The sequence below is a fragment of the Pseudoalteromonas sp. SWYJZ12 genome (genome assembly GCF_015864395.1).
In the GTDB taxonomy this organism is placed as follows: Bacteria; Pseudomonadota; Gammaproteobacteria; order Enterobacterales; family Alteromonadaceae; genus Pseudoalteromonas; species Pseudoalteromonas arctica.
In genome coordinates this window covers 1-26,926 of sequence record NZ_JADYXH010000022.1, presented here as the reverse complement: position 1 = coordinate 26,926, position 26,926 = coordinate 1, and the positions used below count along the sequence as shown (strand labels likewise).

The 26,926-nt window shown below is 38.4% G+C and carries 18 protein-coding genes and 1 pseudogene; 4 read left to right on the top strand and 15 right to left on the bottom strand.

What is annotated here, in order from left to right:
- Nucleotides 1–36 precede the first annotated feature (36 nt).
- Nucleotides 37–3,015 (bottom strand): DUF3857 domain-containing transglutaminase family protein, encoded by a 2,979-nt coding sequence (locus I6F42_RS17425; RefSeq protein ID WP_197152916.1) that lies wholly within the window; start codon nt 3,013–3,015, stop codon nt 37–39.
- A gap of 245 nt (nt 3,016–3,260) precedes the next feature.
- Between I6F42_RS17425 and I6F42_RS17420 the strand changes: the two are divergent.
- Together I6F42_RS17420 and fusA are read left to right on the top strand one after the other, a co-directional pair.
- Nucleotides 3,261–3,464, top strand: a pseudogene (locus I6F42_RS17420) (HTH domain-containing protein); the annotation flags it as partial.
- A gap of 206 nt (nt 3,465–3,670) precedes the next feature.
- Nucleotides 3,671–5,755 carry an elongation factor G gene (gene fusA / locus I6F42_RS17415; protein WP_010554859.1) on the top strand — a complete coding sequence of 695 codons (2,085 nt, stop codon included), beginning with the start codon at nt 3,671–3,673 and terminating at the stop codon, nt 5,753–5,755.
- An 855-nt stretch (nt 5,756–6,610) separates the two neighbouring features.
- Here the strand turns inward: fusA and mdoH are convergent.
- From mdoH to I6F42_RS17345, 14 genes are all read right to left on the bottom strand, one after another.
- Nucleotides 6,611–8,572: a glucans biosynthesis glucosyltransferase MdoH gene (gene mdoH, locus I6F42_RS17410; RefSeq protein ID WP_010554861.1), complete on the bottom strand. Its 1,962-nt coding sequence runs from the start codon at nt 8,570–8,572 to the stop codon at nt 6,611–6,613.
- Complete coding sequence (locus tag I6F42_RS17405) at nt 8,544–10,163, bottom strand: glucan biosynthesis protein (protein WP_010554862.1); 1,620 nt, start codon at nt 10,161–10,163, stop codon at nt 8,544–8,546. Before I6F42_RS17405 ends, mdoH begins: the two co-directional genes overlap by 29 nt.
- A gap of 324 nt (nt 10,164–10,487) precedes the next feature.
- Nucleotides 10,488–13,217, bottom strand: a complete 2,730-nt coding sequence (locus I6F42_RS17400; protein ID WP_010554863.1) for an ExeM/NucH family extracellular endonuclease — start codon at nt 13,215–13,217, stop codon at nt 10,488–10,490.
- 122 nt (nt 13,218–13,339) lie between these two features.
- Complete coding sequence (gene hemB, locus I6F42_RS17395) at nt 13,340–14,350, bottom strand: porphobilinogen synthase (RefSeq protein ID WP_010554864.1); 1,011 nt, start codon at nt 14,348–14,350, stop codon at nt 13,340–13,342.
- Nucleotides 14,351–14,362: 12 nt separating this feature from the next.
- A complete protein-coding gene (locus I6F42_RS17390; RefSeq protein ID WP_010554865.1) occupies nt 14,363–16,210 on the bottom strand; it encodes a diguanylate cyclase in 1,848 nt (615 codons plus the stop codon).
- Nucleotides 16,210–16,995, bottom strand: coding sequence for a TatD family hydrolase (locus I6F42_RS17385; protein ID WP_010554866.1), 786 nt, complete (start codon nt 16,993–16,995; stop codon nt 16,210–16,212). Before I6F42_RS17385 ends, I6F42_RS17390 begins: the two co-directional genes overlap by 1 nt.
- Nucleotides 16,995–17,513, bottom strand: a complete 519-nt coding sequence (locus I6F42_RS17380) for a hypothetical protein (RefSeq protein WP_010554867.1) — start codon at nt 17,511–17,513, stop codon at nt 16,995–16,997. The genes I6F42_RS17385 and I6F42_RS17380 overlap by 1 nt, the downstream gene beginning before the upstream one ends.
- A gap of 1 nt (nt 17,514) precedes the next feature.
- On the bottom strand, nt 17,515–18,255 hold the full coding sequence (tatC, locus tag I6F42_RS17375; protein ID WP_010554868.1) for a twin-arginine translocase subunit TatC: 741 nt from the start codon (nt 18,253–18,255) through the stop codon (nt 17,515–17,517).
- A gap of 48 nt (nt 18,256–18,303) precedes the next feature.
- A complete protein-coding gene (gene tatB, locus I6F42_RS17370) occupies nt 18,304–18,636 on the bottom strand; it encodes a Sec-independent protein translocase protein TatB (RefSeq protein ID WP_010554869.1) in 333 nt (110 codons plus the stop codon).
- Between the two features lie 5 nt (nt 18,637–18,641).
- Entirely contained in the window at nt 18,642–18,890 is a 249-nt protein-coding gene (tatA, locus tag I6F42_RS17365; RefSeq protein ID WP_007579853.1) for a Sec-independent protein translocase subunit TatA, read from the bottom strand.
- 80 nt (nt 18,891–18,970) lie between these two features.
- On the bottom strand, nt 18,971–20,575 hold the full coding sequence (gene ubiB / locus I6F42_RS17360) for a ubiquinone biosynthesis regulatory protein kinase UbiB (protein ID WP_010554870.1): 1,605 nt from the start codon (nt 20,573–20,575) through the stop codon (nt 18,971–18,973).
- A 9-nt stretch (nt 20,576–20,584) separates the two neighbouring features.
- Entirely contained in the window at nt 20,585–21,268 is a 684-nt protein-coding gene (locus I6F42_RS17355) for an SCP2 domain-containing protein (RefSeq protein WP_010554871.1), read from the bottom strand.
- Between the two features lie 11 nt (nt 21,269–21,279).
- A complete protein-coding gene (gene ubiE, locus I6F42_RS17350; protein WP_010554872.1) occupies nt 21,280–22,035 on the bottom strand; it encodes a bifunctional demethylmenaquinone methyltransferase/2-methoxy-6-polyprenyl-1,4-benzoquinol methylase UbiE in 756 nt (251 codons plus the stop codon).
- Between the two features lie 83 nt (nt 22,036–22,118).
- Entirely contained in the window at nt 22,119–23,105 is a 987-nt protein-coding gene (locus tag I6F42_RS17345) for a GGDEF domain-containing protein (protein ID WP_010554873.1), read from the bottom strand.
- A 357-nt stretch (nt 23,106–23,462) separates the two neighbouring features.
- Between I6F42_RS17345 and I6F42_RS17340 the strand changes: the two genes are divergently transcribed.
- Nucleotides 23,463–25,241, top strand: coding sequence for a DUF885 family protein (locus tag I6F42_RS17340; protein WP_033012462.1), 1,779 nt, complete (start codon nt 23,463–23,465; stop codon nt 25,239–25,241).
- Between the two features lie 112 nt (nt 25,242–25,353).
- On the top strand, nt 25,354–26,820 hold the full coding sequence (locus tag I6F42_RS17335; RefSeq protein WP_007579865.1) for an FMN-binding glutamate synthase family protein: 1,467 nt from the start codon (nt 25,354–25,356) through the stop codon (nt 26,818–26,820).
- The last annotated feature ends 106 nt before the right edge of the window (nt 26,821–26,926 follow it).

Below are 26,926 nucleotides of genomic sequence, written 5' to 3'. Positions count from 1 at the left end.
AAAGTAATAATATGCATTAAATTAAGCTTAGTCAAATTATTGTAATTTATTGGCTGCTATACGTAAATTAATTTGCTTTACGAGTACTTTATCTTGTTTGTTAAAACGTCCTACAATAAGTAAAAAATCACTACCGTCAGTTTTTATTACTTTAATACTTGTATTATCAAGTTTGGTTTTACCGTATGTGGTTTCTATTTTTTCTATGTCTTTAAAATGACTAAGATCTGATTCAAGTTCTCCTTGGTCATTTTTGTAATAGCTAAAAATATAGTTCTCGGTTATTCCGTTACCGTCTTCTCGGTAATCAAACATTGCATCGCTATAAAAATAGAGTATTTCTTCGTTTTCAGGTGTTAGGCGATTACGTTTTAAAAAGTGTACTTGGTAAGACCATAAACTATCGCCTTTTATAATTGCGGCATTAGGTAAAATATTTACTTCTTGAAGTACGCCTAAAAATAATAGAGGTGCAAACGCAAGCGAGATTAAATACTGTCTAATTCGCCAGTACGAGTTGTAATGTAGGGCTTCTTTACTTGTATCGGTTTGTTCAATGTAACTAACTAGAGGCAACCATAAAAATGGCATTATACAAATCACTATGGTTGCGTATTCGTCCATACGATAAGCAAAGGCGCTGGCGAGTACCATTAGCCAGAGTGTTAAGGCAGTCCAGTTAGGCATTACTCTATTTTTGTTTAACTGTTGTTGGCTGTGCTCTGCAAGTGCGAGATACAAAGGGTAATACCATAAAAACGCAAATATACCTCGAGCAATAGGCATAATACTTGAGTTATCGCGCTCTTTAATGGCTTTAAAGTTACGATAACTCCAGTAGTTAACAAATATGCCTAAACTTAAAATACTGTAAATAATAAACTTACTTATAGACACTGCATAAAATGGACTATCTTCAAATTTAACTTTTTTTGCTGACTCTAATCGCCAATCGGCGAAAAAGAATATGAGTACTAAAATATAGCCAGCCAACACATATTTAAGCCAGCTATAACCAAAGCTATCTAGCACATCAGCTGTTGTTTGAGGTGTTTCGCTCGCTTTTGCATATTTTAGAATAGGGTAATGGGTTGCTGATATTAACTTTTTACGCTGTGCTAAATAATCATCTATTTGAGCGGCTTTAATATGATCTTGTTTTGCGTAATAGTCATAACTCAGTGTTAAAACGTTATCATTAAATTCAGTAGTTGTTTTTAGATTGAAGTAGTTGTTATCAATTTCTTGTTGATCGCTATCAAATCCCCAACCTTTTTCTGCAAAATGTAGTTTTATTGTGGTGTTAATTATATTGGGGTAGTCAAAGTAAAGTGGGTCGGTGCGATTTACCTGCTTTGGTTCGTAAACGCTATTTTGTATTTCACTCGCATAAAAACTAGCTTCGTAGCCTTCGTCTGTTTTATCCCAAAATTCACTAATTAAATACGATTCTTTGGTTATTAGTTTACCCGTTTGTTCTTGCTCACTAATTGCCATTGCTTCATTGATTGATAAGCCATTTAAAAAACTTTGGTAATACTCGAAGTAAGATTTAGCAACGCTATTTAGACCACTGCTGGCTATATTACTTCTTCGGTTAATTGCTTCAAATTCAGCATAAGTGTACTGGGTTTCAAAACGTGATGGCTCAGATACTTTTTCAGCAATAAAAAAGTTATCCTCTACAGATACATTTGTATGTACAGGCTTTTGCGCCATTGAAGTTAAAGCGGTTTCACCTTTATCAATAATTAGGGCATAGCCATAATCAGGCTGCGCTAAATATTCGAGAGCACCTCGTTGGTAGCTAACCGTAGGATCGAGCCAGTAGCGTTTTCCGTTTTGTTTAAGCGTAACAATTACGTGATTAAATACACTTGCAGAAGGTGGAAGTTCTTTTAAACGTTTGGTTTCCTCTGTATCAACTAGCGCAGGGAAGGCCTCTATATCCATCGCTTTTAATAACGAGATAAGCAGTACTGTTTTATCTTTGCAATCGCCATATCGTAGCGAAAGCGTTTCTGAAGCTGACGTTGGTTGATGCGAGTTAGTGCCCATTTCAAGCCCTAAATATCGAACTTCGTCTTGGCTAAAGCGCAGTGCTGCTGCAATTTTGTCTGATGTTTTTGTGTGCTTTGCTTTTATTTCTTCAGCTACATCCAAAATGCTGTTTGGGGTTTCTATGGCTGATTGATAAAGTGGATATGCCCAGTTAACTACCTGACCCCAATCGTCAAACTCAGAAAAGTAAACTTGTGTATATGGGTCGTACCACGTTGGGGTTTGAGAATTCTGCTCCAGTAAAGGTTCTTCAAAAAGAGTTATAGAATAATCTTTGCCATATTTGTTAAGCGTTTCTTGAATATCTGCTGTGCCGTTTATTGTATTAATATGTAAAGGCGTTTGTTTACCCCAAAGTACACGCATATTTTGTTGCACTACGGGTACCGACCAGTTTAGCGTGCGTCTTGTACTAAATTTATTAGCATATATAGGGTTGCTACCTGCCACTGTGTAGCTGTAATCAAGTATGTCGCCACTGCGCATATCATCAATAATAATGTTGAGTGATAAGCTACCATTATAAATACGATCAGCTAACTCAGATTCACCTTGCATAACCGTCATTCTCGCGCTGCCAAGCTTATCAATACGCTCATTATTTCTAATAATCGTTAAGCTGTTTAGTGTTAGCGACTCATAACTTGGATCAAAATCAAGATTAAGCTGGCTTATATAATCAACACCACTTTGATTTAAAGCTTTCATAACCAAACGCGTATAGCGTTGCTGTTTTTGTCTGCTCGGTATATAGGATTGGTTATCGAGTAACAAATAAAGTGTGCCGTCACGTACTTTGGTTATGTCGGAATGCTTGGGTTGCTCAATAATATGTGTATTAACCCAATTAGCTGGTTTATCTATTTTATATTGCTGCGCAAAAATATTATGAGAGAAAATTAATAAGGTAAGTGCAATTAGCCAAGAGCTGAGTCGAAGGAAGTTCCATTTCATTGTAGGGTCTTATAGTTGTTTTTATAAATACTATTGAAGGAATAATGTACCAAATTTAGGCTTTTTTGACAATGAGATGTTAATAGAATCCATCCACATATTTATTTCTATAATTATGATAATAAATAAGTTCATCTCAATTTAGCTTGTTATTTATATGCATAGGTTATAAATACAATGAAAGCATAAAGGTATTTAATTATCTCTAAAAATGGCTTTGCTGTTTGTCTTATTGCTCGTCACACATTTTACTTTGCAAGATACACTATGCTTTTATAAAGCACGCAACCACTGCATTTACCGCTCAGCAAATGGGCGATTTGGTTGGTGTTAGTCGCTCTACAGCACGCCGTTATTTGGAGTATTTGCTTGAATCAGGTAAGTTAACAGCGGATCAAAGTTATGGCAGTATTGGCCGCCCTGAACGTTGCTATAAAATAGCGAAGTAACTTTTTGTACCTAAGGCTTAAATATTAAATTTCATTTATTTCAATGCCTTACGTTTTTTTTGTTATGTTTGATATTTAATAGATTCTGACGATAAAAAAAATATGTTGAATTGATTGCATTTTAAGCGGCTTGTATGGTGATGTTCGCTTTAAGTGATGTTATACTCCTGCGGAATAATTTATCGACTTTATTAAGAGCAAAATTAATGGCAGATTTATCGAAGTACAGAAACATTGGTATTTTCGCGCACGTTGATGCGGGTAAGACCACGACTACTGAGCGTATCCTAAAGCTTACTGGTCAAATCCATAAAACTGGTGAGGTTCATGATGGTGAATCTACTACTGACTTCATGGAACAAGAAGCTGAGCGCGGTATTACTATTCAGTCTGCGGCTGTAAGCTGTTTCTGGAAAGATCACCGCTTTAACGTTATCGATACTCCTGGACACGTTGACTTCACAGTTGAAGTTTACCGTTCACTTAAAGTACTAGATGGCGGCATCGGTGTGTTCTGTGGTTCTGGTGGTGTTGAACCACAATCAGAAACTAACTGGCGTTATGCTAATGATTCAGAAGTTGCACGTATTATCTTCGTAAATAAATTAGACCGTATGGGTGCTGATTTTTACCGTGTAACTGAGCAAGTACGTAAAGTACTTGGCGCAACTCCACTAATCATGACTTTACCAATTGGTATTGAAGATGAGTTTGTTGGTGTTGTAGATGTTTTAACTAAAAAAGCATACGTTTGGGATGACACTGGTCTTCCTGAAAACTACGAAATCACAGACATTCCTGCAGACATGGTAGATAAAACTGACGAGTATTATGAAATGCTTGTTGAAACTGCCCTTGAGCAAGACGATGCACTACTTGAAGCTTACATGGAAGGTGAAGCACCTTCTTTAGAAGACATCAAACGTTGTATCCGTAAAGGTACTCGTGACCTTGCTTTCTTCCCAACATACTGTGGTTCTGCGTTTAAGAACAAAGGTATGCAGCTTATTCTTGACGCTGTTGTTGATTACTTACCATGTCCTACAGAAGTTGATCCTCAACCTCTTATGGATGAAGAAGGTAACGAAAATGGCGAGTTCGCAGTAGTATCTACTGACGAACCTTTCAAAGCGTTAGCATTCAAAATAATGGATGACCGTTTTGGTGCATTAACATTCGTACGTATTTACTCAGGTAAACTAAACAAGGGTGACACTATCCTTAACTCGTTTACTGGTAAAACTGAGCGTGTTGGCCGCATGGTTGAGATGCAAGCAGATGACCGTAACGAATTAACTAGCGCACAAGCTGGTGACATCATTGCTATCGTAGGCATGAAAAACGTGCAAACTGGTCACACTCTATGTGATCCTAAGCACCCTGTAACACTTGAGCCAATGGTATTCCCAACTCCAGTAATCTCGATTGCTGTACAGCCTAAAGATAAAGGCGGTAATGAGAAAATGGGTGTTGCTATCGGTAAAATGGTTGCAGAAGATCCATCTTTCCAAGTTGAGACTGATGAAGATTCAGGCGAGACTATCCTTAAAGGTATGGGTGAGCTTCACTTAGATATCAAAGTAGATATTCTTAAGCGTACTTACGGCGTAGACCTTATTGTTGGTCAACCACAAGTTGCTTACCGTGAAACTATCACTAAAGAAATTGAAGATAGCTACACGCATAAGAAACAATCTGGTGGTTCTGGTCAGTTCGGTAAAATCGACTACCGCATCAAGCCAGGCGAAGTTGCTTCAGGTTTCACGTTTAAATCATCAGTTGTTGGTGGTAACGTACCTAAAGAATTCTGGCCTGCAGTTGAGAAAGGCTTCAAGTCAATGATGGGTACTGGTGTTCTAGCTGGCTTCCCTGTACTTGACGTTGAAATTGAACTTTTCGACGGTGGTTTCCATGCCGTGGATTCATCTGCAATCGCGTTCGAAATCGCTGCTAAAGGCGCTTTCCGTCAATCGATCCCTAAAGCGGGCGCACAACTTCTTGAGCCAATCATGAATGTTGACGTGTTCACTCCAGAAGATCACGTTGGTGACGTAATCGGTGACCTTAACCGTCGTCGTGGCATGATGAAAGACCAAGAAGCTGGTTTAACAGGCAGCCGTATTAAAGCTGACGTACCGTTATCAGAAATGTTCGGTTACATCGGTACACTACGTACAATGACATCTGGTCGTGGTCAGTTCTCTATGGAGTTCTCACACTACGCTGCATGTCCGCAAAACGTTGCTGATACAGTAATCGCTGCAGAAAAAGAGAAAAAAGCTGCTAAGTAATTAGCTCTTTAACTCTTTAAAAAAACCCGCACATGTTGCGGGTTTTTTATTGCCTATAATTTGGTTTTATTTTTTGTAGTTGTTTATAACTACTTTTTATTATTAATTAGTCCTATGTTACTAATTAATAAAAAGGTACTAGAGAGCAATTTATTTACCTAAATTACTTAATTGATTGGTTTATAAGAGGTTAATTGTAAGGTGAATGTAACTATATGAATTTTAAGAACTTCTATTGATGCATCTATATACGTAATGTAGAATACTAGCACTTTTAGACTAGAGCTCTAAAGTCAGATAAGGAAGTCTCCGCAGCAGAGACGTTTGCTATTAATTCTATATAAGATGTAACAATCATGAAATCTATTAAATTAGCACCAAACTGGTGGCTACAATTTACAAAATGCGTTTTAGCATTCAGCTTAATATTTTTAATTCATATTATATTTTCTGTGAACCTAAAAATTATTTTTCTCACTGTAATGCCAGCTCTACTGATTATTACTACTTTTAATATTCTTCATCTTCGTTTTTTACATTGTTATAAAGCAGGCATTTGTTATACGCGTTTATGTACAAAGCGTTATATCAATAGCGAGGAAATTAGTTGCGTATCATTTAGTTCGTTTTTTCTTTTCACCATTTTTAAGGTGGAGTTAGATAATGGTAAAACGTTCCATTTTTATAACTGGCAACTTGATGATGAAACGCAATCAGCTATTTCTAAAATGTACTGCAATAAGTTAGCTAACAAAATTGAAAATATTAGCGATAAATGCAATGCTTGATCTTTAATTTAGATAGCAAAAAGGAGCGATTAATCGCTCCTTTTTTGTTTTTGTATTTTATAACGCGCTAATTAAACTTTTTTATAGCCTTAGCTTTTAGCGCTTTCATCTTTAGCCTGCGTGGCTTCTTAAAAGACTGGATAGGCATTGTTACCAACTGCTCTTGTGGTAGTGCCGGTATTGTTTGTGGATAAGCACCTTCCTTTGGTACCGAAATTTCTTTTAGATGTATTTTAAGTGCTTCTAGAGTTGAGTCGTTATCAACTTCACTAGGGCAAATAAATATACCTAACTTTCTTAGTTGTACACCGAGTTTAATGCTACTGGTATAACGGATAATCGGAGCGCCTAATACTAAGCCCAGCAATATAGGTGATAACCACCAAAAGAATACTGGTGTGAAGTAGTAAGCCGTACAACCCCATGCAATAGCCACAATAGTTGAGAATAACGTATAACCAAACGCCTCTTTCCACGGAACCATACGACCTTCGCGCGGTTGCGCATCCCACTTCACTTTTTTACCTAAAAACACACAAAGTACAAAGTAAGCATGAAATACCATCATTAATGGGGCAACAATAATAGCAAATACGGTTTCAATGATTGAGCCTAGTATGAGCTTAATTGAACCACCAAAGCGTTTGTTTCTATGTATTAAGGTGACTATTATGCCCATTAGTTTAGGCATTAATAAAATAACAATAGTTAAATACAAGAGTGAATCAATCAGATCGGTTTTAGCTATTTGCCATGTAGGGAATAATTGATAAACACGGTTAAAGTACACATCACTATTTAATGCGCGCGTTACTGCATCAATAGTACTTAGCGCTAGCATTGAGAGCCAAATTAGTGATGAAATATAGGCTGTGGCACCGAGTAAAAAGTGTAGCTTACTCATTAATTTTAATTTGGATGACGATAGTAAACCTAAGTGCTGAATATTACCTTGCACCCAGCGTCTATCGCGTACAGCGTAGTCTAGAATGTTACTTGGTACTTCTTCATAGCTACCTTCAATATCTGATAGCAACAATACATCCCAACCAGCACTGTGAAGTAGTGAAGCTTCTACAAAGTCATGACTTAAAATTTCGCCGCCAAAAGGTGCATTACCTTTTAGTGTTGGCAAGCCACAGCACGTTATAAATGCTTCAACTCTAATGATTGCATTATGACCCCAGTAGTTGGCTTTATCAGTTTGCCAAAAAGCTGAGCCAGTAGCGAGCATTGGGCTATATAGCACTGACGCAAACTGTAAAAAGCGGCCAAAAAAGGTATCTTGACGAACAGGGATCGGAATAGTTTGGATCAGGCCTGCTTGTGGGTTGTTGAGCATACTTGTAGTAAGCTCTAACATACATTTCCCGGTCATTACGCTATCTGCATCAAGCACAATCATATGGTCGTACTGGCTGCCCCAGCGCTCACAAAAGTCGGTTAGGTTACCTACTTTACGGTGTTTGTTATCTTCGCGACGACGATAAAAAACGTTTTTAGCCGTATCACCTAAACGTTCACACAATGCATGCCATGCACTTAGCTCGTTTTTAGCTATTTCTGGGTCTTGCGTGTCGCTTAATAGATAAAAATCGAAGTTTGCAAGTTGACCTGTTTCTTTTAACGATTGCAGACTAACTTCAAAGCCCGCGATAACACGGTGGGTGTCTTCGTTGTAAATAGGCATTACAACGGCGGTTTTTTGGGCGTTAATTGCCTCACTATTAAACTCAATTGGTTTAATACGCTTTAGCGTAAGTGGGTCAATTCGTAATAGCTGTAATACAAAGCCGATTGTTCCACTACAAAATGCCGTTACAATCCAGGCAAAAGTGATTGAGAATAATACTAAAAGAGCATACTCAAGTAATGTCATACCGTTTGAGCTTAAAATCTCAAACATAATAGATATGCCGTAGCCAGATGTGCCAAGCGCTGCAATAGCAAATAGCCAAACTCTTAATGTTTTGAATGGCATTGAAGTGCCCTTACCTTTATTACTTGATGTCATTTGGGTACCAAACATAACTCCATACCTCGCTAATTTCTTTGTCACGTAATTTTAACGATAAACGCATATCAACGGGTTGATCGTCCTGTGGTGCAATTTTAAAGGCTACACGCCATCCTCGTGAATCAGGCAGTTTTTGTACATTCACGTCGGTTACTTCGCCTGTTGTAAGTTGAATGTCGGCATCTAGCTTTAACTGTTCAGAGAGTTGATTTATTTCTGACCCAGTAAAATCAACAGTAAATTGGCGATGGCTTTTTGGTGGTGGATTGTCCTCACCTGGTAAAGCGGCGCTACCGATCCTTGTGCGCAGTACTCTCGCTTTCTCGTGCTGAGTTAAAGCTGCATTAAAGGTCGTCATTTTGTAGCTTAGCTTTAACGAATCACCGGCTTTCATTGGTTTTTCTGGTACCCAGTAACTGACGATATTGTCGTTAGTTTCTGTGTCAGTAGGTATCTCTACAAGCTCTACACGGCCATTTCCCCATTCACCTTGTGGTTCAATCCATAGACTAGGGCGGTTGTGGTAATGTGCTTCTGTGTCCAGATAGTTATTAAAATCTCGATCTCGTTGAGCTAACCCAAAACCTTTTGGATTATTGTATGAAAACGAAGTTACACTTAGCTGTGAAGGGTTGTTAAGAGGGCGCCATACCCATTTATCATCAGCTGATTGAGTTAATAGGCCATCTGAGTCATGAACTTCAGGGCGATAGTCATCAAAAAATTTGGTACTGTTTTCACCGTGGTAAAACATACTCGTTAATGGAGCTACGCCGAGCTTTTTAATGTCTTTACGTGCAAATATCTGCATATCAACATCAACTAGCATATTAGTTGTAGGGTCAACACTAAACTTGTATGCACCCGATATAGATGGGCTATCTAATAATGCAAAAATGGTAATTTGTGTTTGGTCGGCCTTTGGTTTAACTAACCAAAATTCTTTGAACATTGGAAATTCTTCACCTGAATTTTCTGCAGTATCAATGGCAAGGCCTCTAGCTGATAATCCATAAACTTGCTGAGGGCCAACAACTCTAAAATACGATGCTCCCTGAAATACCATTACTTCGTCTTTATACTCGTTAGTATTTAACGGGTAATGTAAGCGAAATCCAGCATGGCCTAGTTGAGTATCCGCAACACTTTTAGCTATTTCTTCTTGTAGTGGTGCAGCAGAGCCATCGTATTGGTAAAAGTCAGTACTGAAAGGTAAGCGACTGCGTTTAGAGTCGCTATCAACGGTATTTATTGTCACAGGTGTTTTATATAAAAAACCAGGATGGAATAATTGCAGCTCGTACAGGCCTTCATCTTTCCATACTGCTTTGTCTTTTTTAAATCGAATTGAACGGTAATCTTGATAATCAATATTGTTAAGTGCTTCAAGCTCAATGTTTTTAGGCGCCACGTATTCTTCGCTTGCTAACTTTTTAGCACGGGCGCTAATTACGTCAAATAAGCTACTTTGTGGGATTGCTACATCAACGGTTGCAGCAATCGCTTGGTTGCTATTGCCCCAAGTCGAAAAAATAATAAGTAGACCCAGTAGTGGTGCTGACTTCTTTTGCCATTTAGGCAGATTTTGGGTTAGTTGTTTCATTCTCATTCCTTTATAAAAACACGACTTATTTTTACGTTTAGGGTAAATATTGATTTCTTTGTAAGTATCTTCTAGATTACTAAAGCAAGAAGTGAACCCTTTAAAAGTTTATATTTTTCAATAGGTAAACTTATCACATGTAACTCATTGAGGTTTTTTGTGTAAAATTCACTCAAATGTATGTAGTTGTTACTGATTAATTACTAGAAGATTTACGGATCGTATGAACATAGTACGTGGGGTTTAATGAAGCTTGTCTGAATTACATTTGTATAAAATAAAAAAGCCGCAAGAGCGGCTTTTAAATATTTAGATTTAACTTAGTTATTTCTTTTTGAATCTACGCACTATTGATAGTGGTGCTAAAAGAAGTGATAACCATAATAATGAACCTGAATCGTCATCATCAGAGCTCGCTTCAGTGACGTTAATTGTAACCGTTACCGATTCAGATACGTTGTCTACGCTATCTTTCGCTTGCACTGATAGTGCAATTGTACCTTCAGTGTCAAAATCAAGTTCACCGGTTACAATAAGTTGACCTTGTTCATTAACTGTAATTATCTCACTACCCGACACTATAAATTCAACCACTGGCGATACATCCGCATTCGGATCACTGAATTCAAGCGCGCCGATAATTGTGTCAATTGCGCTATTTTCATCAATTGCAAAAACTTGGTCAGCAGCAATTATTGGTGTTTGTTCCTCAGGAGTTAAAATTACCTCAGATTTAATATCAATAATTACAGGATCGTGATCTGATGCGCGGTATGCACTTTCAGAATACAGGCTAGATTGTTGAGCATCACTTTTAAATTCAACGTTGTAATCAAGCGAAATTGGTTCATCAGCATTGATATGCCAATCTTTAGCTGATACTACTTTGCTAAGTAACGATGCACTTGCTACAGCATGGTCAAGGCTACCTGCACGACCAGAGAAGCTATAAGAGTAACCAAGTGTATTGCCATCAAGTTTTGCAACTACATTTTTATATCCTTTGTCTGCAAATGCACGTATTGGATCTTCCATTGCGTAAGCATTCATATCGCCGACTAAAATAGTATCCTCATCGTCAACACCAGTTGGTTTGCTATCAAGCCAATCTGCGAATGCATTAGCACCTTCTGTGCGTATTTCATTCCAACAGCCTTGTCCATCACCTGAATCTGCATTGTTTCCAGAAGCACTACCACAGCTTTTAGATTTAAGGTGTGACACAGCAACAGTAAATACTTCATCAGTTTCTAATGATTTAAAGCTTTGTGCAATTGGAGCACGGTTACTAAAATCAAATGGAGCCTCAGTCGTAATAGCAGCAGCACCTACTTCTTCTACTTTGTTAGCACGATAGATAAGTGCGGTAGTAATTGCATCGGTACCAATTTGATCTACCTTAAAATCAACAAATGCATAGTTGTTAGCACTATCAGCGTCATTTAATGCATCTACTAAGCTTGCAATTGCACTAAATTCGCCAAAACCATCATTTTCAATTTCCATTAAACCAACAACATCGGCCTGGATAGCGCTAATGGCACTTACAATTTTAGCTTCTTGGCGAGTAAATTCAGCTTCTGAATCTGCACCTCGGGCTGTAGGGAACCCTCCGCCTTGGCCATCACCATTAAAGTAATTAAGTACGTTAAAGCTAGCTACACGTAAATCTGCTTCAGCATTAAGTTCAGGCGCATTTTCACGTGCATTTGTTGCAATAAACGAAGGTGCTACAGTTGGGTGGATTCTGTAAAGGCTAAAGCTATAAGCAAGTGCCCCCGTAACCGTATTAACTGTATCGCCAGTGCGTAATGTATTTTCTGCTGATAAGCCTGGAGTTGGGTAGGCTGTAGGGTCTAAGTTTTGTACTGTAGAGCCATCATCTAGTAAAATCTTTTTAAGTAGATTTTCTGTTTCAACTGCATTAGCTGCATCTCCAGGTAATGCAACCTGAGTACCTTGATATAAGCGTTCTGTTGCTAATTCAACTTCACCATATCGACCAAGGCCAAAGTTATTAGTCACTACTAATGGTTGCTCTAATGTAACTAACATACCTTCAAAAGCTTCTAAATCAGTTGTATCAGCTAAAGGTAAAGTGATTTTTGTAGCTGCTGCAGCTAAACCAGTGCCACATACGGCAACTTGGCTAACACTGCCGATCTGTGTTGCATCAAAATATTCTTCTACAGTACCTTGTACACGTACATGGTCGCCTACGTTTACGTCAATATCTGCAAAATAAACAAATACACCTTCAGAGGTGAGTGGATTTGCATCTATGTCAGCAGCAAGTGAGCTAACAAAAAAGCCTTTTAATTGATCATCATCTTGGAAGTCTGCGGTTACAATACCTTCAAACTCTACTAAAGTATCGACAAGCGGGCTTGCAGAACTATCGCCTTGTATAGCGTTAATTAGTACTTTCTCTGCGCCACAAACAAGTGGAACAAGTGGTTCTGGCTCAGGATCTGGTTCAGGTGTTGTTCCACCATTACCTGCGTGCGAACCTAATCCATCAAAATCATCTTTTTCAAACTGCACCCATTCTTCGCTTGGGTTAAATACTGCATCTGGTGTTGTTCTCCCTACGGTAATGCTGTCTTTACGACGAAGTGTTTTATCTTGTGTTTGTACTGCGCCTTCAGACCAAAAAGAACCGGGATCTACACCGCGCTGTCCAAAGCTATCTACTACGGAACTACCTTGCATTAGGACTAACGCATCATCACCGTTAAAGTTAGCAACACTATGTTCTAAATCGGCTTTTTCTTTTAGTGCATCATTTGAACTTGAATTAACAATAACAAAGGTACTGTTAGCTGCTAAAGTACCAGACAAATCAAGAGTTGATTGAATTGTAGTTTTGCCATTTGCATATAAATTTAATGAGTATTGATCAAGGGTTAGTTCCGACGAGGAGTTATTATAAAGTTCAATCGCTTTATTATTACTGCTTCCTTCAACATATTCAGAAATGATTAGATCAGCGGATGCTGGTGCGCTAAGACTTGCTATAACAAGTGCGAGTGGTGTTATTTTTGTTTTAAACATTTTTATTATCCCCGTGTATTAAATCCCAGAATGGGACACTAGTTTAGAGAATAAATGTGACTAAAATAATACAAAAGTGTAAATGCATGTAAAAAGGCGGTTTGACCGCCTTGTTATAAAATTTACTTTTTAGCGAGGTATTGTGCGGCTTGCTTTGCAAAGTAGGTTAAAATTCCATCAGCCCCAGCACGCTTAAATGCAAGTAAAGACTCCATTATAGTCGCTTCCTCACTTAACCAACCATTATCAATTGCCGCCTTGTGCATTGCATACTCACCGCTTACCTGATAAGCAAAAGTAGGTACACCAAATTCGTCTTTTACACGGCGTACAATATCTAGATAAGGCATGCCAGGCTTAACCATGACCATATCAGCACCCTCTTGTAAGTCTAATGCGACTTCACGTATTGCTTCATCAGAGTTAGCTGGATCCATTTGATAGGTTTTTTTATCGGCGCCTTTTAAGTTACCAGCAGAGCCTACAGCATCTCTAAAAGGTCCATAGTAGCTAGACGCATATTTAGCAGAGTAGGCCATAATACGAGTATGAACAAAGCCATCTGCTTCAAGTGCTTCACGAATTGCAGCAATACGACCATCCATCATATCAGAAGGGGCAACAATGTCGGCACCTGCCTGTGCATGAGAGAGTGCTTGTTTAACTAAAATCTCTGTAGTGACATCGTTAATAACATAGCCTGAATCATCAATGATGCCGTCTTGCCCATGCGTAGTAAATGGATCAAGTGCTACGTCAGTAATTACACCTAACTCAGGAAAGGCTTCTTTTAAAGCTCTTACGGTACGTTGCGCTAAGCCATCATCGTTATATGCTTCTTCGGCAAATAGTGATTTTTTGTCCGCAGGGGTTACCGGAAAAATAGCAACGGCAGGTACGCCAAGCTCAACAAGTTCTTTTGCCTCAAGTAATAGTAAATCTATCGATAGACGTTCAATACCAGGCATTGATTCAATTGCTTCGCGACGATTTTTACCTTCTAGTACAAATACAGGGTAAATTAAATCGCTTACGCTAAGTTGGTTTTCGGCCATTAAGCGGCGAGAAAAATCGCTGCGGCGCATTCTGCGCATGCGAGTATACGGAAAAAGGTCTAATCCTGATTGGGCCATATTAATATGCTCCTACTGTGGTAATGGAAAAGTGATTACTTGATTACGGCCATGTTGCTTTGCGTAATAAAGCGCTTTGTCGGCGCACTCAGTAAATATTTGAGGATTGCTAACGTCATCAGCAATACAGGTGTATATACCTGCGCTAATTGTAAATTGGATATCGCTATTGGCAACCGTTACAGTGCTTGCTGAGATAGCAGCTCGTATTTTTTCTGCTATATCTTGTGCACCTTCATTGGGGGTATTAGGTAATAACACCACAAATTCTTCACCGCCGTAACGGGCAACTTCATCTAGTGGGCGCTTTAAATGATCTTTTATAAGGTCAGATACCGCTTTAATAACTTGGTCGCCAATGATATGCCCGTACGTATCGTTAATGGCTTTAAATCGGTCTATATCTAACATAACAATGCTAAGCGGTGTTTGTTCTCGACGAGAGCGGCGAAGCTCCATTACGAGTTTTTTATCAAAAAAGCGTCTGTTTTTTATTCCGGTTAAAGCATCTTCGGTATTAAGTAGCTCAAGGGACTGGTTTTTCTCTTCAAGCTCTCTGAGCGTAACTTGCAATTCAAAGGTGCGTTCGTCTACTTGTGATTCTAGCTCTTGGCGTGCTTTTTCTTGTAACTGTAAACGCTCTTTGAGTAGCCTATCTTGAGCTGCATTTTCAGCAATCAAGGTTTGTTGAGCAATTACTTCTTCATCACGCTGTAAAATAAATAATTTCATAACGCTGTAACATAGACAAAATGTGCAACTAAAAAAGCATGTAAACACAAATGCGAGTGTACTCCTGCTAAATGCGTATAGCCCCATTACAGCAATAGTAAAATAAAGCATCACAACCAAGAAAAAAACCAATACGAGCAATAGTGCTTTATTCGGTTTAGAAGGAGTTATACGTATGCACATAAATGTAGTTGTTATATATAAGACTAAAGCGATTTGGGTCGCGATTAAACAAAATAATGTAACTATATGGCTTGGGAGTAACCAAATAAATAATAACGAAATGGCTAAAGCGTTAACTACTACTTTTTGAACGGTAAGTAAAAATGATGGCTGTGGATGGCAAATTTGCTTTTGCAAAGGCAAAAACATTAAAGTAATAAACATGAGTAATATAGGGAGCATAACTTGCTGTAACGCGGGTAAATTAGGATGTATATACCTAAGACCAAAACCACAAAAATAGGCTAATACACTGCCTAATGTGAGAGCTATAACACCAGCATACACAAAATAATGTTTACGTGAAAAACCATATAAAACTAAGCAACTCACACCTAAGGAAAATATAAAACCAATCAATAAGCCATAGAGTAGATTAAGTTTACTTTTATGTGCTAAATAAGCTTCTGGTTGCCATAGTGTTAAAGGGACTCGCAAGCCTGAGCTATTCGTCACTCTCATAATAATAATCGTTTCGCTATTTGCAGGGCTAATTAGTTTAACTAATAAAGATTCACTCTTAATCGCACGTTTATCAAGGGGGTATGCATCGCCAATTTGGGTGTGAGAAATTAATTGCGAGTTATGTAACTGATATACTTGAACGTCGTTTAGCAGAGGGTTGTTTAGTGACAACAGTTGTTCGGTATTATAACTAAGCGTGTTTTTTATTTTAAATTTCATCCATACAGAACGCTGCTCAAGACCTAGGTTAAGAGGTTTGTCTGTGTTTTTTTGCCACTGTCTACTTTGTTGTGCATCTAATAGCGAAGTCGGTTCAAAAGAGTAATACAGGTTATTGATGTTTTGGGAGTTGAAATCGTGTTTTATTATTACCGGGTTTGCGAAAGAGCAAAAAGTGCAAAGGAATACTAATAGGCTTAAAAATGCCTTTGCATAGGCCATTAACGATCTTCTAAACCAAAAACACGGTGAAAGTTTTCTGTAGTTTTACGGGCCACAACTTCTTCATCTATTTGATAAAGTTGTGCAACCGTTTGACAGATATAAGGAAGCAGTGCAGGTTCATTTTTACGTGATTTAGGTTTTGGCTTAACTGTTCGTGGAATTAAAAATGGAGCATCAGTTTCTATTAATAATCGATCTAGAGGAATACTAGGCACTAGCTGTTGTAGCTCTTTACCACGTCTTTCATCACACACCCAACCCGTTATACCAATATAAAGACCTAAATCTAAATAGTGTTTTAGAGCTGGTGAATTACCTGTAAAGCAGTGAAGTACACCGCGAATATTAAATTCTTTTAGAATACTTAGCATGTCGTCACTTGCATCACGTTCATGTAAGTAAACAGGTAAATCTAACTTTTGAGCAAGTACTAACTGGCGTCTAAAAACATCACGTTGTACATCGCGAGGTGAAAAGTCACGGTTATAATCAAGGCCGCACTCACCAATGGCAATAACTTGCTTATTATTTGCAAGGGCGGTTAGTTGTGCTTCGAGTTCACTAGTCGCTGATTTTGCATCATGCGGGTGGACACCCGCCGTAGAGTATTGAAGGTGTTTTATCGCAAGTTCAAGTGATTGCTGACTGCTTTCAATATCGCAGCCTATAATAAGCATGTCTGTAACACCCGCTTCGCTTGCGCGGGTAATTACATCATGATGCTGGTCATCAAATTGATGATTAGTTAAGTTAACTCCAGCATCAACTAACGTATATGACATTATTTAGTGCGTTTAACGCGAATAGAGCGGTTTTTACCGTCTTTCTTCAATAGGAAAGAGCTGAATGCACCGCGGCTAATTACAATTGTATCGTCTTCTTTTAAGCGCATGCTGTCAGAGCCAATTTGACGCCATTGTTGACCGTTATCTAGCGAAATAATTAATTCACCATAAGCAGCCTCATCAACTGAAGTAACCATAGCTTTGATTTCAGTTTCTTTTTCTACTTGTTCTTCTTTTTTATGTTCTAAACCAAAATCGTCAGTTTTTTCAATTGCTTGCACTGCTGTTGTAGCTGCTGTTTGAGGTACATTGTTAGTCGTTGGTGGTGTGAGCATTTTTGTTACTGATGGCTTAACCAGTGATTTACCTGCAATGGTATTGTCGTAACAAAGTAAGCGGTTAAAATCGTTTTCAATAAAGCTACATGCCTGTAACGCTTGAGTATTAAACTCTGTTTGCGCAGCAAAAGTCGGTGCGCTTAATAAAACCAATAGTGAGAGTAGTTGTTTTTTCATTTTATTCCTCAGATTCTTTTTGTGGTTTAGCGGTATAAAACTTTGCTAAAATTAGACCTAATTCAAACAAAAGTAGCATCGGAAATGCTAATAATGTTTGTGATAACACGTCGGGCGGTGTCAAAAACATCGCTACTACAAAAACACCCACGACAATATAAGGGCGTTTTTCTTTTAAGCTTTTTGTTGTTGTTGCGCCACTCCAGCATAGCAGCATTATTGCCACTGGAATTTCGAAAGCGACACCGAATGCAAAAAATAGTTTTAATACGAATCCTAAATAGCTAGCGATATCGGGTGCTAGAGTCATCATTTCGGGACCTGTACTTGTAAAAAAACCTAATATAATTGGTAGTACTGCAAAGTAGCAAAAAGCGATACCCCCATAAAACAAGACAACGCTTGAGATTAGTATAGGTATTAGCATTTTTTTTTCATTTTGGTACAAGCCAGGAGCTATAAACCCCCAAATTTGATGAAGTATCCATGGAGTAGATAATAAAGCCGCAACAAAAAAAGTAAGCATCATAGGGACTATAAAAGGGTCACTCACATTTATAGCTATCATGGTCGCGCCATTAGGTAAATGAACCACTAATGGTGCAGCTATAAGTTCGTAAATATTATCTTTAAAATAAAACAGCGCGATAAAAAATAATAAAATGCTCAATAGCGCTTTTATCAGTCGATCACGTAACTCAATTAAATGAGATACAAACCCCGATTTTACTTCCTCAGCCATTATTTTTTATACCATGTAGTGAGTTGACCACAAAGTGAGAGATAAATTTCACTTTTTTTCATCAAGTTGTTGGTTATTTGATGTATCAGGTTGTGTTTTTTTGTAGCTGTGAGTAACTGACTCAGCCGCTTTTTGTAGCTCCGTTAATGAACTTTGTAGCTCAGGGCTTAAGTCTTTTAGTTCTTGTTGTTCTGCTTTTTTAAGGTTTTCGTGAAGTTCATGAATACGCAGTTCTTCACTTACTTCGGCTTTTACCGAGTTGGCAAGTGATTTAGCGGTTTTAACCCATTTACTCACTGTTCTAATAGCAACAGGTAAGCGCTCAGGGCCGAGCACCACTAAGCCAACAATAAAAACAACAACAAGTTCCCACATCCCCATACTAATTAAACCTTATTGCTATCTTTGTTTTTTTCAGTATTGGTTGAGTCGTCAACGGTGCTTTTTTCTGATTGTTGAATTTGCTCTGATTTTTCTTGCTCACTCGCTGTGTCGTCCGACATTGCTTTTTTGAAGCCTTTAACAGCGCCTCCAATATCACCACCCATACCGCGTAGTTTTTTTGTGCCGAAAAGTAAAACTATGATCGCTAAAACAATTAATAATTGCCAAATACTAATACCACCAAAACCCATGGTTTTCTCCAATATATAAAATGGTTAAATGTATATTTTAAATACTAATTATACGCCCAATAGCGCAAATAGCACTCAGTTTATGCGTTGCGCCATGCTGCAATAAAGCTAATAGCGGATAAGGCTATTGCAATGCTTGCAGCTACTAAATCGTGCTGTAAATAACAAAGTGTTGCCATAATCATTGTAGCACTACCAAATAAACTCAATATTAAAGGTTTATGAGATACCTTTTGTTCTTGAGGTTGATGAGCGTGTGGCGCACGCTTTAAATTTTGGTAAATTAGATCAGGTAGTTCAGGCATTTTTTCAGCCCAAAATGGCAAGTTAGCATACATTTGCTTCAGTACTGATAGCGGTCCAACTTGCTGCTTCACCCAATCTTCTAAAAAGGGTTTGGCTGTTTTCCATAAGTCGAGTTGCGGGTAAAGCTGACGCCCTAATCCTTCAACGTATAATAAGGTTTTTTGTAGCAATACTAATTGCGGTTGTACCTGCATGTTAAAGCGACGTGCAGTATTAAATAGATTTACGAGCACGTGACCAAATGAAATTTCAGCCAAAGGTTTATTAAATATAGGCTCACAAACTGTGCGAATTGCAAATTCAAATTCTTCAATGCTAGTATCTGGTGGTACCCAACCTGAATCAACATGTAGCTGTGCAACTTGGCGATAATCACGATTAAAAAAGGCGATAAAGTTTTCAGCTAAATAGCGTTTATCTTCTTTGCTTAACGTACCAACTATACCGCAATCAATACCGATATACATTGGATTTTCAGGATGCTCGCGAGAGACGAATATATTACCAGGGTGCATGTCGGCATGAAAAAAGCTGTCTCTAAACACCTGCGTAAAAAACACTTCTACGCCGCGCTCAGCAAGTAATTTCATATTAGTGTTTTGCGCCAGTAATGCATCCGTATCAGACACCGGTATACCGTAAATACGCTCCATTACCAGTACATTGCTACGGCTATAATCACTGTAAACTGCAGGGATATATAATGAATCAGAGCCTTCAAAATTGCGTTTTAGTTGAATCCCGTTGGCACCTTCTCGCATTAAATCGAGCTCGTCTAGGAGTGTTTTTTTGTATTCTTTAACCACTTCAACGGGGCGTAGACGTTTTGATTCGTTATGGACTTTTGCAAGTACCTTAGCGAGCTTTTCCATTAACGCTAAGTCGGCATTAATTTGCTCGTAAATATTGGGTCTAATAACCTTAATTACTACATCTTGCTCAATGCTTTGCTCATCAATAAGCTTTGCTGTATGTACTTGCGCTATAGATGCTGAGGCCAGTGGAGTTTGTGAAAACTCACTAAACAACTCGCTTATGTCGTTAATTTCTAACGCTTTTTCTATAATTTTTTGTGCAAGTGCGCCTTCAAATGGCTGAACTTGATCTTGTAAAAACGCAAGCTCTAAAGCGATATCATGAGGGAGTAAGTCACGACGAGTTGAGAGCATTTGGCCAAATTTAATCCAAACAGGACCAAGCTCTTGTAGTGCCAAACGTAAGCGTAGTCCTGCAGGTTTTTCTTTGTGCTGATTACGCAGCCAAAACAAACTGCCACGAGCTACTTTACCAAACCAAGGGATCTTATGTTTTGGAATTAGCTCGTCTAACCCATAGCTAAGTAATGTTTTGGTGATGTTATACAAACGTGCAGTCGACACAAAAAATCCTTAGAGGGTGTTTGAAGGTGAAAAAGAGTTTAACAAGGTATTTATACGCTGCTCAACAGCAGCGACTTGGCCTTTGAGTTCTCTATTTTTTTGTTTAAATTGCTCAAGCTCTAATGGGTGAATAGTAATTGCGAGCTCATCTTGGCATAAACTTGTAAGCATTGTACTTATTTTAGTGTTGGTTTTGCTGCTCTTTTGTTTTAGTTTTTTTAAGTGCAGATATAACTGCTGAGCGGGGGTATCGCCAATGTATTTAGAAAGTTGTTCAGGCCAATCAATATCAATACCTGAAAATGCATTGCTATAAGTTTGCGCAATATTTAAATCGCCTTGTAAGTCGAGCTTATCTTGGCGAATTAACTGGGTAAGCATAGCTGGGTTTTTAAGCGCTAAAAGCGTGTCTATGTCGGCGCTGATCATACAATCTGCGTTTTCATTATTTTGAGCACTGTATAAGTGTAATTGCTCAGCGCTATAAACAAGTTGGATGCTTTGTTGCCAATCTCTTACTTCAACCACTAAGCGCTGATGTTTAACTGCGCTTAGCTTTTGAGATAATTGTGGGTCAAGGCTAAGTGCTTGATTTAGTACACGCTCAATAAGCGAAAGTACAAAATTAGGTAACATAAAAAACTCAGATGGCATTGCATCATTATTATCTTTTGTTATTTTTTCAAGCGCCATAACTGCTAGCCTTAATATTTAAAACCACGATGCAGCGCAACAATTCCGCCTGTGAGGTTTTGGTATGTTGTTTGCTCAAAGCCTGCATCTTCCATCATCGCTTTTAGCGTGTCTTGATCTGGATGCATACGAATAGATTCAGCTAAATACTTATACGATTCACTGTCGTTAGCAACTAGCTTACCCATTGTAGGCAATAAATTAAATGAGTAAAAATCGTAAGCTTTACTAAGTACGTCATGCTCTGGTTTTGAAAACTCTAAAACAAGTAAACGACCACCTGGCTTTAAAATGCGGTACATAGAGCGTAATGCTTTGTCTTTATCGGTAACGTTACGTAAGCCAAAGGCAATAGTGATCACATCAAAGCTATTATCTGGGAACGGTAGCATTTCTGCATTCATTTGTACGTAGTCGATATTGCCCACTAATCCAAGATTATGCAGTTTTTCACGACCAACTTTAAGCATAGATGAGTTTATATCACCCAAAACAACTTGACCCGTTTCGCCCACTAATTGGCTAAACTTTGCCGTTAAGTCGCCAGTGCCGCCGGCTAAATCGAGTACATAATGGCCTTTACGAACACCTGAGCTTGCAATAGTTTGACGTTTCCATAAACGATGCACACCAAAAGACATTAAATCATTCATTACATCGTATTTTGCAGCTACTGAGTGAAATACATCAGCAACCATAGAAGCTTTATCGTTCTCGGCTACTGTTTTATAACCAAAATGCGTGGTCTTTTGTTCGGTTTCGTTCATGATTAATCTCTATCGTGACAATAGAGGTTAGTGTACTTTATTGTACACAGTAGGTGCAATTTGAATATGATTTATCAGGTAATTTATTGCCCTGCAGTGTAACTACTTTGACCTAATGAACGTGCTTTAAAAGCAGCATGAGATGCTTTTTTTGCTAACTGATCAAAATCATCTTCTTGTTGATGCTGAGCAATTCCTAGTGATAAGCCAATACTTGGTAGCTTGATACCTGTTTTTGAACTAACAAAGCGTAGCTTTTCGACCCCATTTCTTACTTTCTCGGCAATAACATTGGCCGTATCTGGGTCGATGTCGGCGAGCAAAACAGTAAATTGATCTTTAGCTGTGCGACCAGGTAAGCCACTTTGAAAAACATACTTTTGCACTTGCTTAGCTACTTTACTCAAAATGACTTCACCAATAATATCACCATAATTTTTAGTAAAGTGATCAAGGTTGTCTATTTGAATCGCTATTGCGCAAATAGATTTTTTTTGATTAGTCCACACTTGGGTTTGTTGCGTTAAATAATGGCGCTTATAAAGCCCTGTTTGGCTATCAATAATATGTTGTTTACGAAGTTGAGTTAGCTGCTTTTGTGTTTTTTCGTGTAGTTGTTTGGCTTTGTTTAGTTCTTGCTTAAATTGCTTATGTTGGTTTAGTAATTCGGCGGTTTGATTATGAAGTACTTCAAGCGCTTGACGGCTTTGCTCTATGTTGTTCTCGTCTAGCGAATGTAGGCATTCGCTCACTTGATCCGCAAAGCGAATTATTTGCTTTTCAGTGGCTTGAGAATTTTGAGAAAGTGAATTTATAACACCATCAACGTTTTGAATCATGCTGACTTGCGCTGTGTGACCCGTATTTAAAAACTCAGCATGTAGCTGTTCAATAAAAATACTGTCAATATTATCTTCAACCGCAATAGCGCGGTCTAAAACTTTATTTAGCTTAAGATTAGCCTGGCTGGTATAAATATAAATAACGTGATAATTGAGCGGTGTAGGTGGAAGTGCATAGCGCTCTAAAAACACACACACTTTAGTCATTTTTTCTTGAGCAATAGCCATGGAATCATGGAACATCATTTTAAATACCAACTAAATACGCATAAGTGCAAATTTTAAATATCTCATTCCATGAGGCGGTTATGCATCCAGCTTTTTATTATTTTTTACTACAGTAATCGTTATGCGAACTATTTAAAAGTAAAAAGGAGAGTTAGGATACTTAAATTTAACTTTAACGACTCAACCGCTGCTTTTCTCATCAATTAGACTGGATTTTAGCTCTGTTAACGTAAGTAGTACTTTAATTACACTTACTGCTTGTAAGGTTTTTAGCGCGTCAGTTTGTCTCATTTACTTGCTATTTATTTACCCTACGATAGTTTTATGAAATCTATTGCATTATCAAGTTACATTATAATGAATCATTTTTTAATTAAGCCACTTCGCCAATCTTTATTTGGTATCACGGTTTTGTGCTCATTAAGTGCATGCCAAATGACCATGCAAAATTCAGATCAACAATTTACTAAAGTAGCGCAAAGTATTGTTGATTATAGAGAAAGCATTAACCCTTACGATAGTGTAGGTGGTGTTGAAGGTTATTTATTACCAAATTTATCCCCTGAATTTTTAGCGCAAGAATATAAAAATAAAACGCGATTACTTGCTGAATTAGACACTATTAATATTGAAAAGCTAAGCGATGAAAATCAAATTAACTTCGATATTATTCGAGCTCAAGTACAAAACAGTGTCGATGAATATGTATTTAATGCGCACTATATGCCGCTCACCTCTGAATATGGGTTTCATTCTGGTTTGTCGTACATAATAAATAGCTCTAAATATAAAAACCCGGAAGATTACCAAGTGTATCTTGCACGATTGGCGCAAGTTCCACGCTTTTTTGAGCAAAACATGTATTGGATGAAAAAAGGGCTTGAGACAGGGCTTACTCAACCTAGAGCTGTATTAGAAGGTTATGAAGATTCAATTAATGCTTACATTGTTGACGATGTAACTACGTCTGAATTTTATAAACCATTTTTAACTAACACAGCTGGTTTAAGTGAAAGTGAATTTAAAGCACTACAACAAAAAGCTAAAAATACTATAAAAGAAGAGGTTATAAAATCTTATAAAGATTATTTAGCGTTTTTTACGCAGCAGTATCGACCTAGTGCACGTACAAGTATTGGCATATCAGAAACACCTAATGGCGAAGCGTTTTATAAAAATAGAGCTAAGTACTACACCACCACCGACATGACACCTAAAGAGATTCACGAACTTGGCTTAAAAGAAGTTGAACGAATTCGTAGTGAAATGGAAAATGTAATAGCAGAAGTAGGTTTTAAAGGCACGTTTGCCGAATTTATCCACTTTTTACGCACTGATCCACAATTTTACGCCACAACACCAGAGCAACTTTTAAAAGAAGCATCTTATATTGCAAAAAAAATGGATGCACAACTACCTAAGTTATTTCATACCTTACCGCGCAAACCTTATGGCGTGGCACCGGTACCCGCAAGTATTGCCCCTAAATACACAACAGGTCGGTATTCAGGCTCTAATCGAGATGATGAAGCAGGGTATTATTGGGTAAATACTTACGCTTTAGATAAGCGCCCTTTGTATGTTTTAGAAGCATTAACGCTGCACGAAGCAGTGCCAGGTCATCATTTACAGATATCACTTAATGCAGAGCTTGAAAATCTGCCGAGCTATCGCCGTGATGCTTACCTCTCGGCATTTGGCGAAGGTTGGGGGCTTTACTCTGAATATTTAGGTTTAGAAGCCGGCTTTTACCAAGACCCATATAGCCGTTTTGGTCGTTTAACGTATGAAATGTGGCGAGCGGCACGTTTAGTTGTTGATACGGGTATGCATATGTATGGCTGGAGCAGAGAGCGTGCCATGAACTTTATGAGCGAAAATACAGCGCTTTCGTTGCATAACGTTAAAACAGAAACCGATCGTTATATAACATGGCCTGCACAGGCGCTTTCGTACAAAATAGGTGAGCTTACTATTAAGCGTTTACGCATTGAAGCAGAGCAAGCGCTAGGAAAAAGCTTTGATATTCGTGAATTTCATCATCAAATATTACGCCATGGTTCAGTGCCTTTATCGGTACTTGAAACACAAGTGCGTTTATATATAAAAGCAGAGTTAGCTAAACAACAGAATTAGATATAAGGCAGTTAAAGCCTTGAACAAATAAAAGTGTTATGTCATTTTGGTGGTATAGCACTTTTTTATTTTAAAAACAGTCATCAAGGGGCCTTGGGTGAGTAATTTTATAATGTTTAGTATTGATGTATTTGCAAGTATGTTTATTGTTGTTTTAGGGTTGTTGGTTTTAATCGTTGTCGTTTTTTATATTCGAGATGTAACACAAACCAAGCATGCTATTAGACGTAATTACCCTGTTATTGGTCGCTTTCGATATTTTTTTGAACGCCAAGGTGAGTTTTTTAGACAGTACTTTTTTGCTCAAGATAGAGAAGAAATGCCGTTTAACCGCGCAGAGCGTAGTTGGGTTTATCGTGCAGCAAAAGATGTTGACCGTACGGCTGCATTTGGCTCCACGCAAAGCTTAGAAGTAACAGGTACGGTTATGTTTATGAACTGTGCATTTCCTACTTTAGACGAAGAAGCGCTCGACCCGAGTAATGTTACTTTGGGTCCATACTGTAAAACACCTTACACGACCAACTCGTTATTCAATGTATCTGGTATGAGTTTTGGTGCGCTTTCAAAGCCAGCTGTACGAGCCTTATCAAAAGGGGCAAAACTAGCGGGTTGTTGGATGAACACCGGTGAAGGGGGATTAAGTCCTTATCATTTAGAAGGTGGTGCCGATTTAGTGTTTCAGATTGGTACAGCTAAATATGGTGCACGAGACGAGCATGGAAATTTAAGTACCGAAAAGCTAAAAGAAATAGCGGCTCACGAACAAGTAAAAATGTTTGAACTTAAAATGAGCCAAGGTGCAAAACCAGGTAAAGGCGGTATGTTACCAGGGCGCAAAGTTAACGCCGAAATAGCTAAAATTAGGGGCATACCAGAAGGGCAAGATTCTATTAGCCCCAATGGTCATCCTGAAATTAAAAACCCAGCCGATATTCTCGATATGATTGCCACTGTGCGTAACGCGACAGGTAAACCTACAGGGTTTAAAGCCGTTATTGGTGCTTACGGATGGTTAGAAACGTTGTTCGCTGAAATAAACCACCGTGGTATAGAGTCCGCGCCTGACTTTATTACCATAGATAGTGCTGATGGTGGTACGGGCGCAGCACCACAACCGCTTATGGATTCAGTGGGTTTACCACTGCGCGAAAGTTTACCGCTTGTAGTTAATATGCTTGAAAAACATGGGCTGCGAGATCGTATTAAAATAATCGCCTCAGGTAAATTAATTGTTCCTTCAAAGGTTGCTTGGGCGTTAGCGCTCGGTGCTGATTTTGTTGTATCGGCTCGAGGGCATATGTTTGCACTGGGCTGTATTCAGGCAATGCAATGTAATAAAGATACCTGTCCGACCGGGATCACTACGCATAACGAGCGTTTGCAACGCGGCTTAAATGTAGCTGATAAAGCGCAACGAGTAGCTAACTATAATAAATACATTCATTACGGAGCTGGGCTAATAGCCCATTCTTGTGGTGTGACTAGTGCACGCGAATTAAAACGTGAACATGTACGTATAGTGCAAGAAAGTGGTTTATCAGAACCGCTCGATAAAATTTACGAAAACTATAAGTAAGTTTTTGACTAACTAAAAAAGGCGCATTGAGCTGTCTCTTATACACAAATCCCTGCTAAGAAATTAGCGGGGATTTTTTTGAACTAAATCTCAATGTCATGATCAG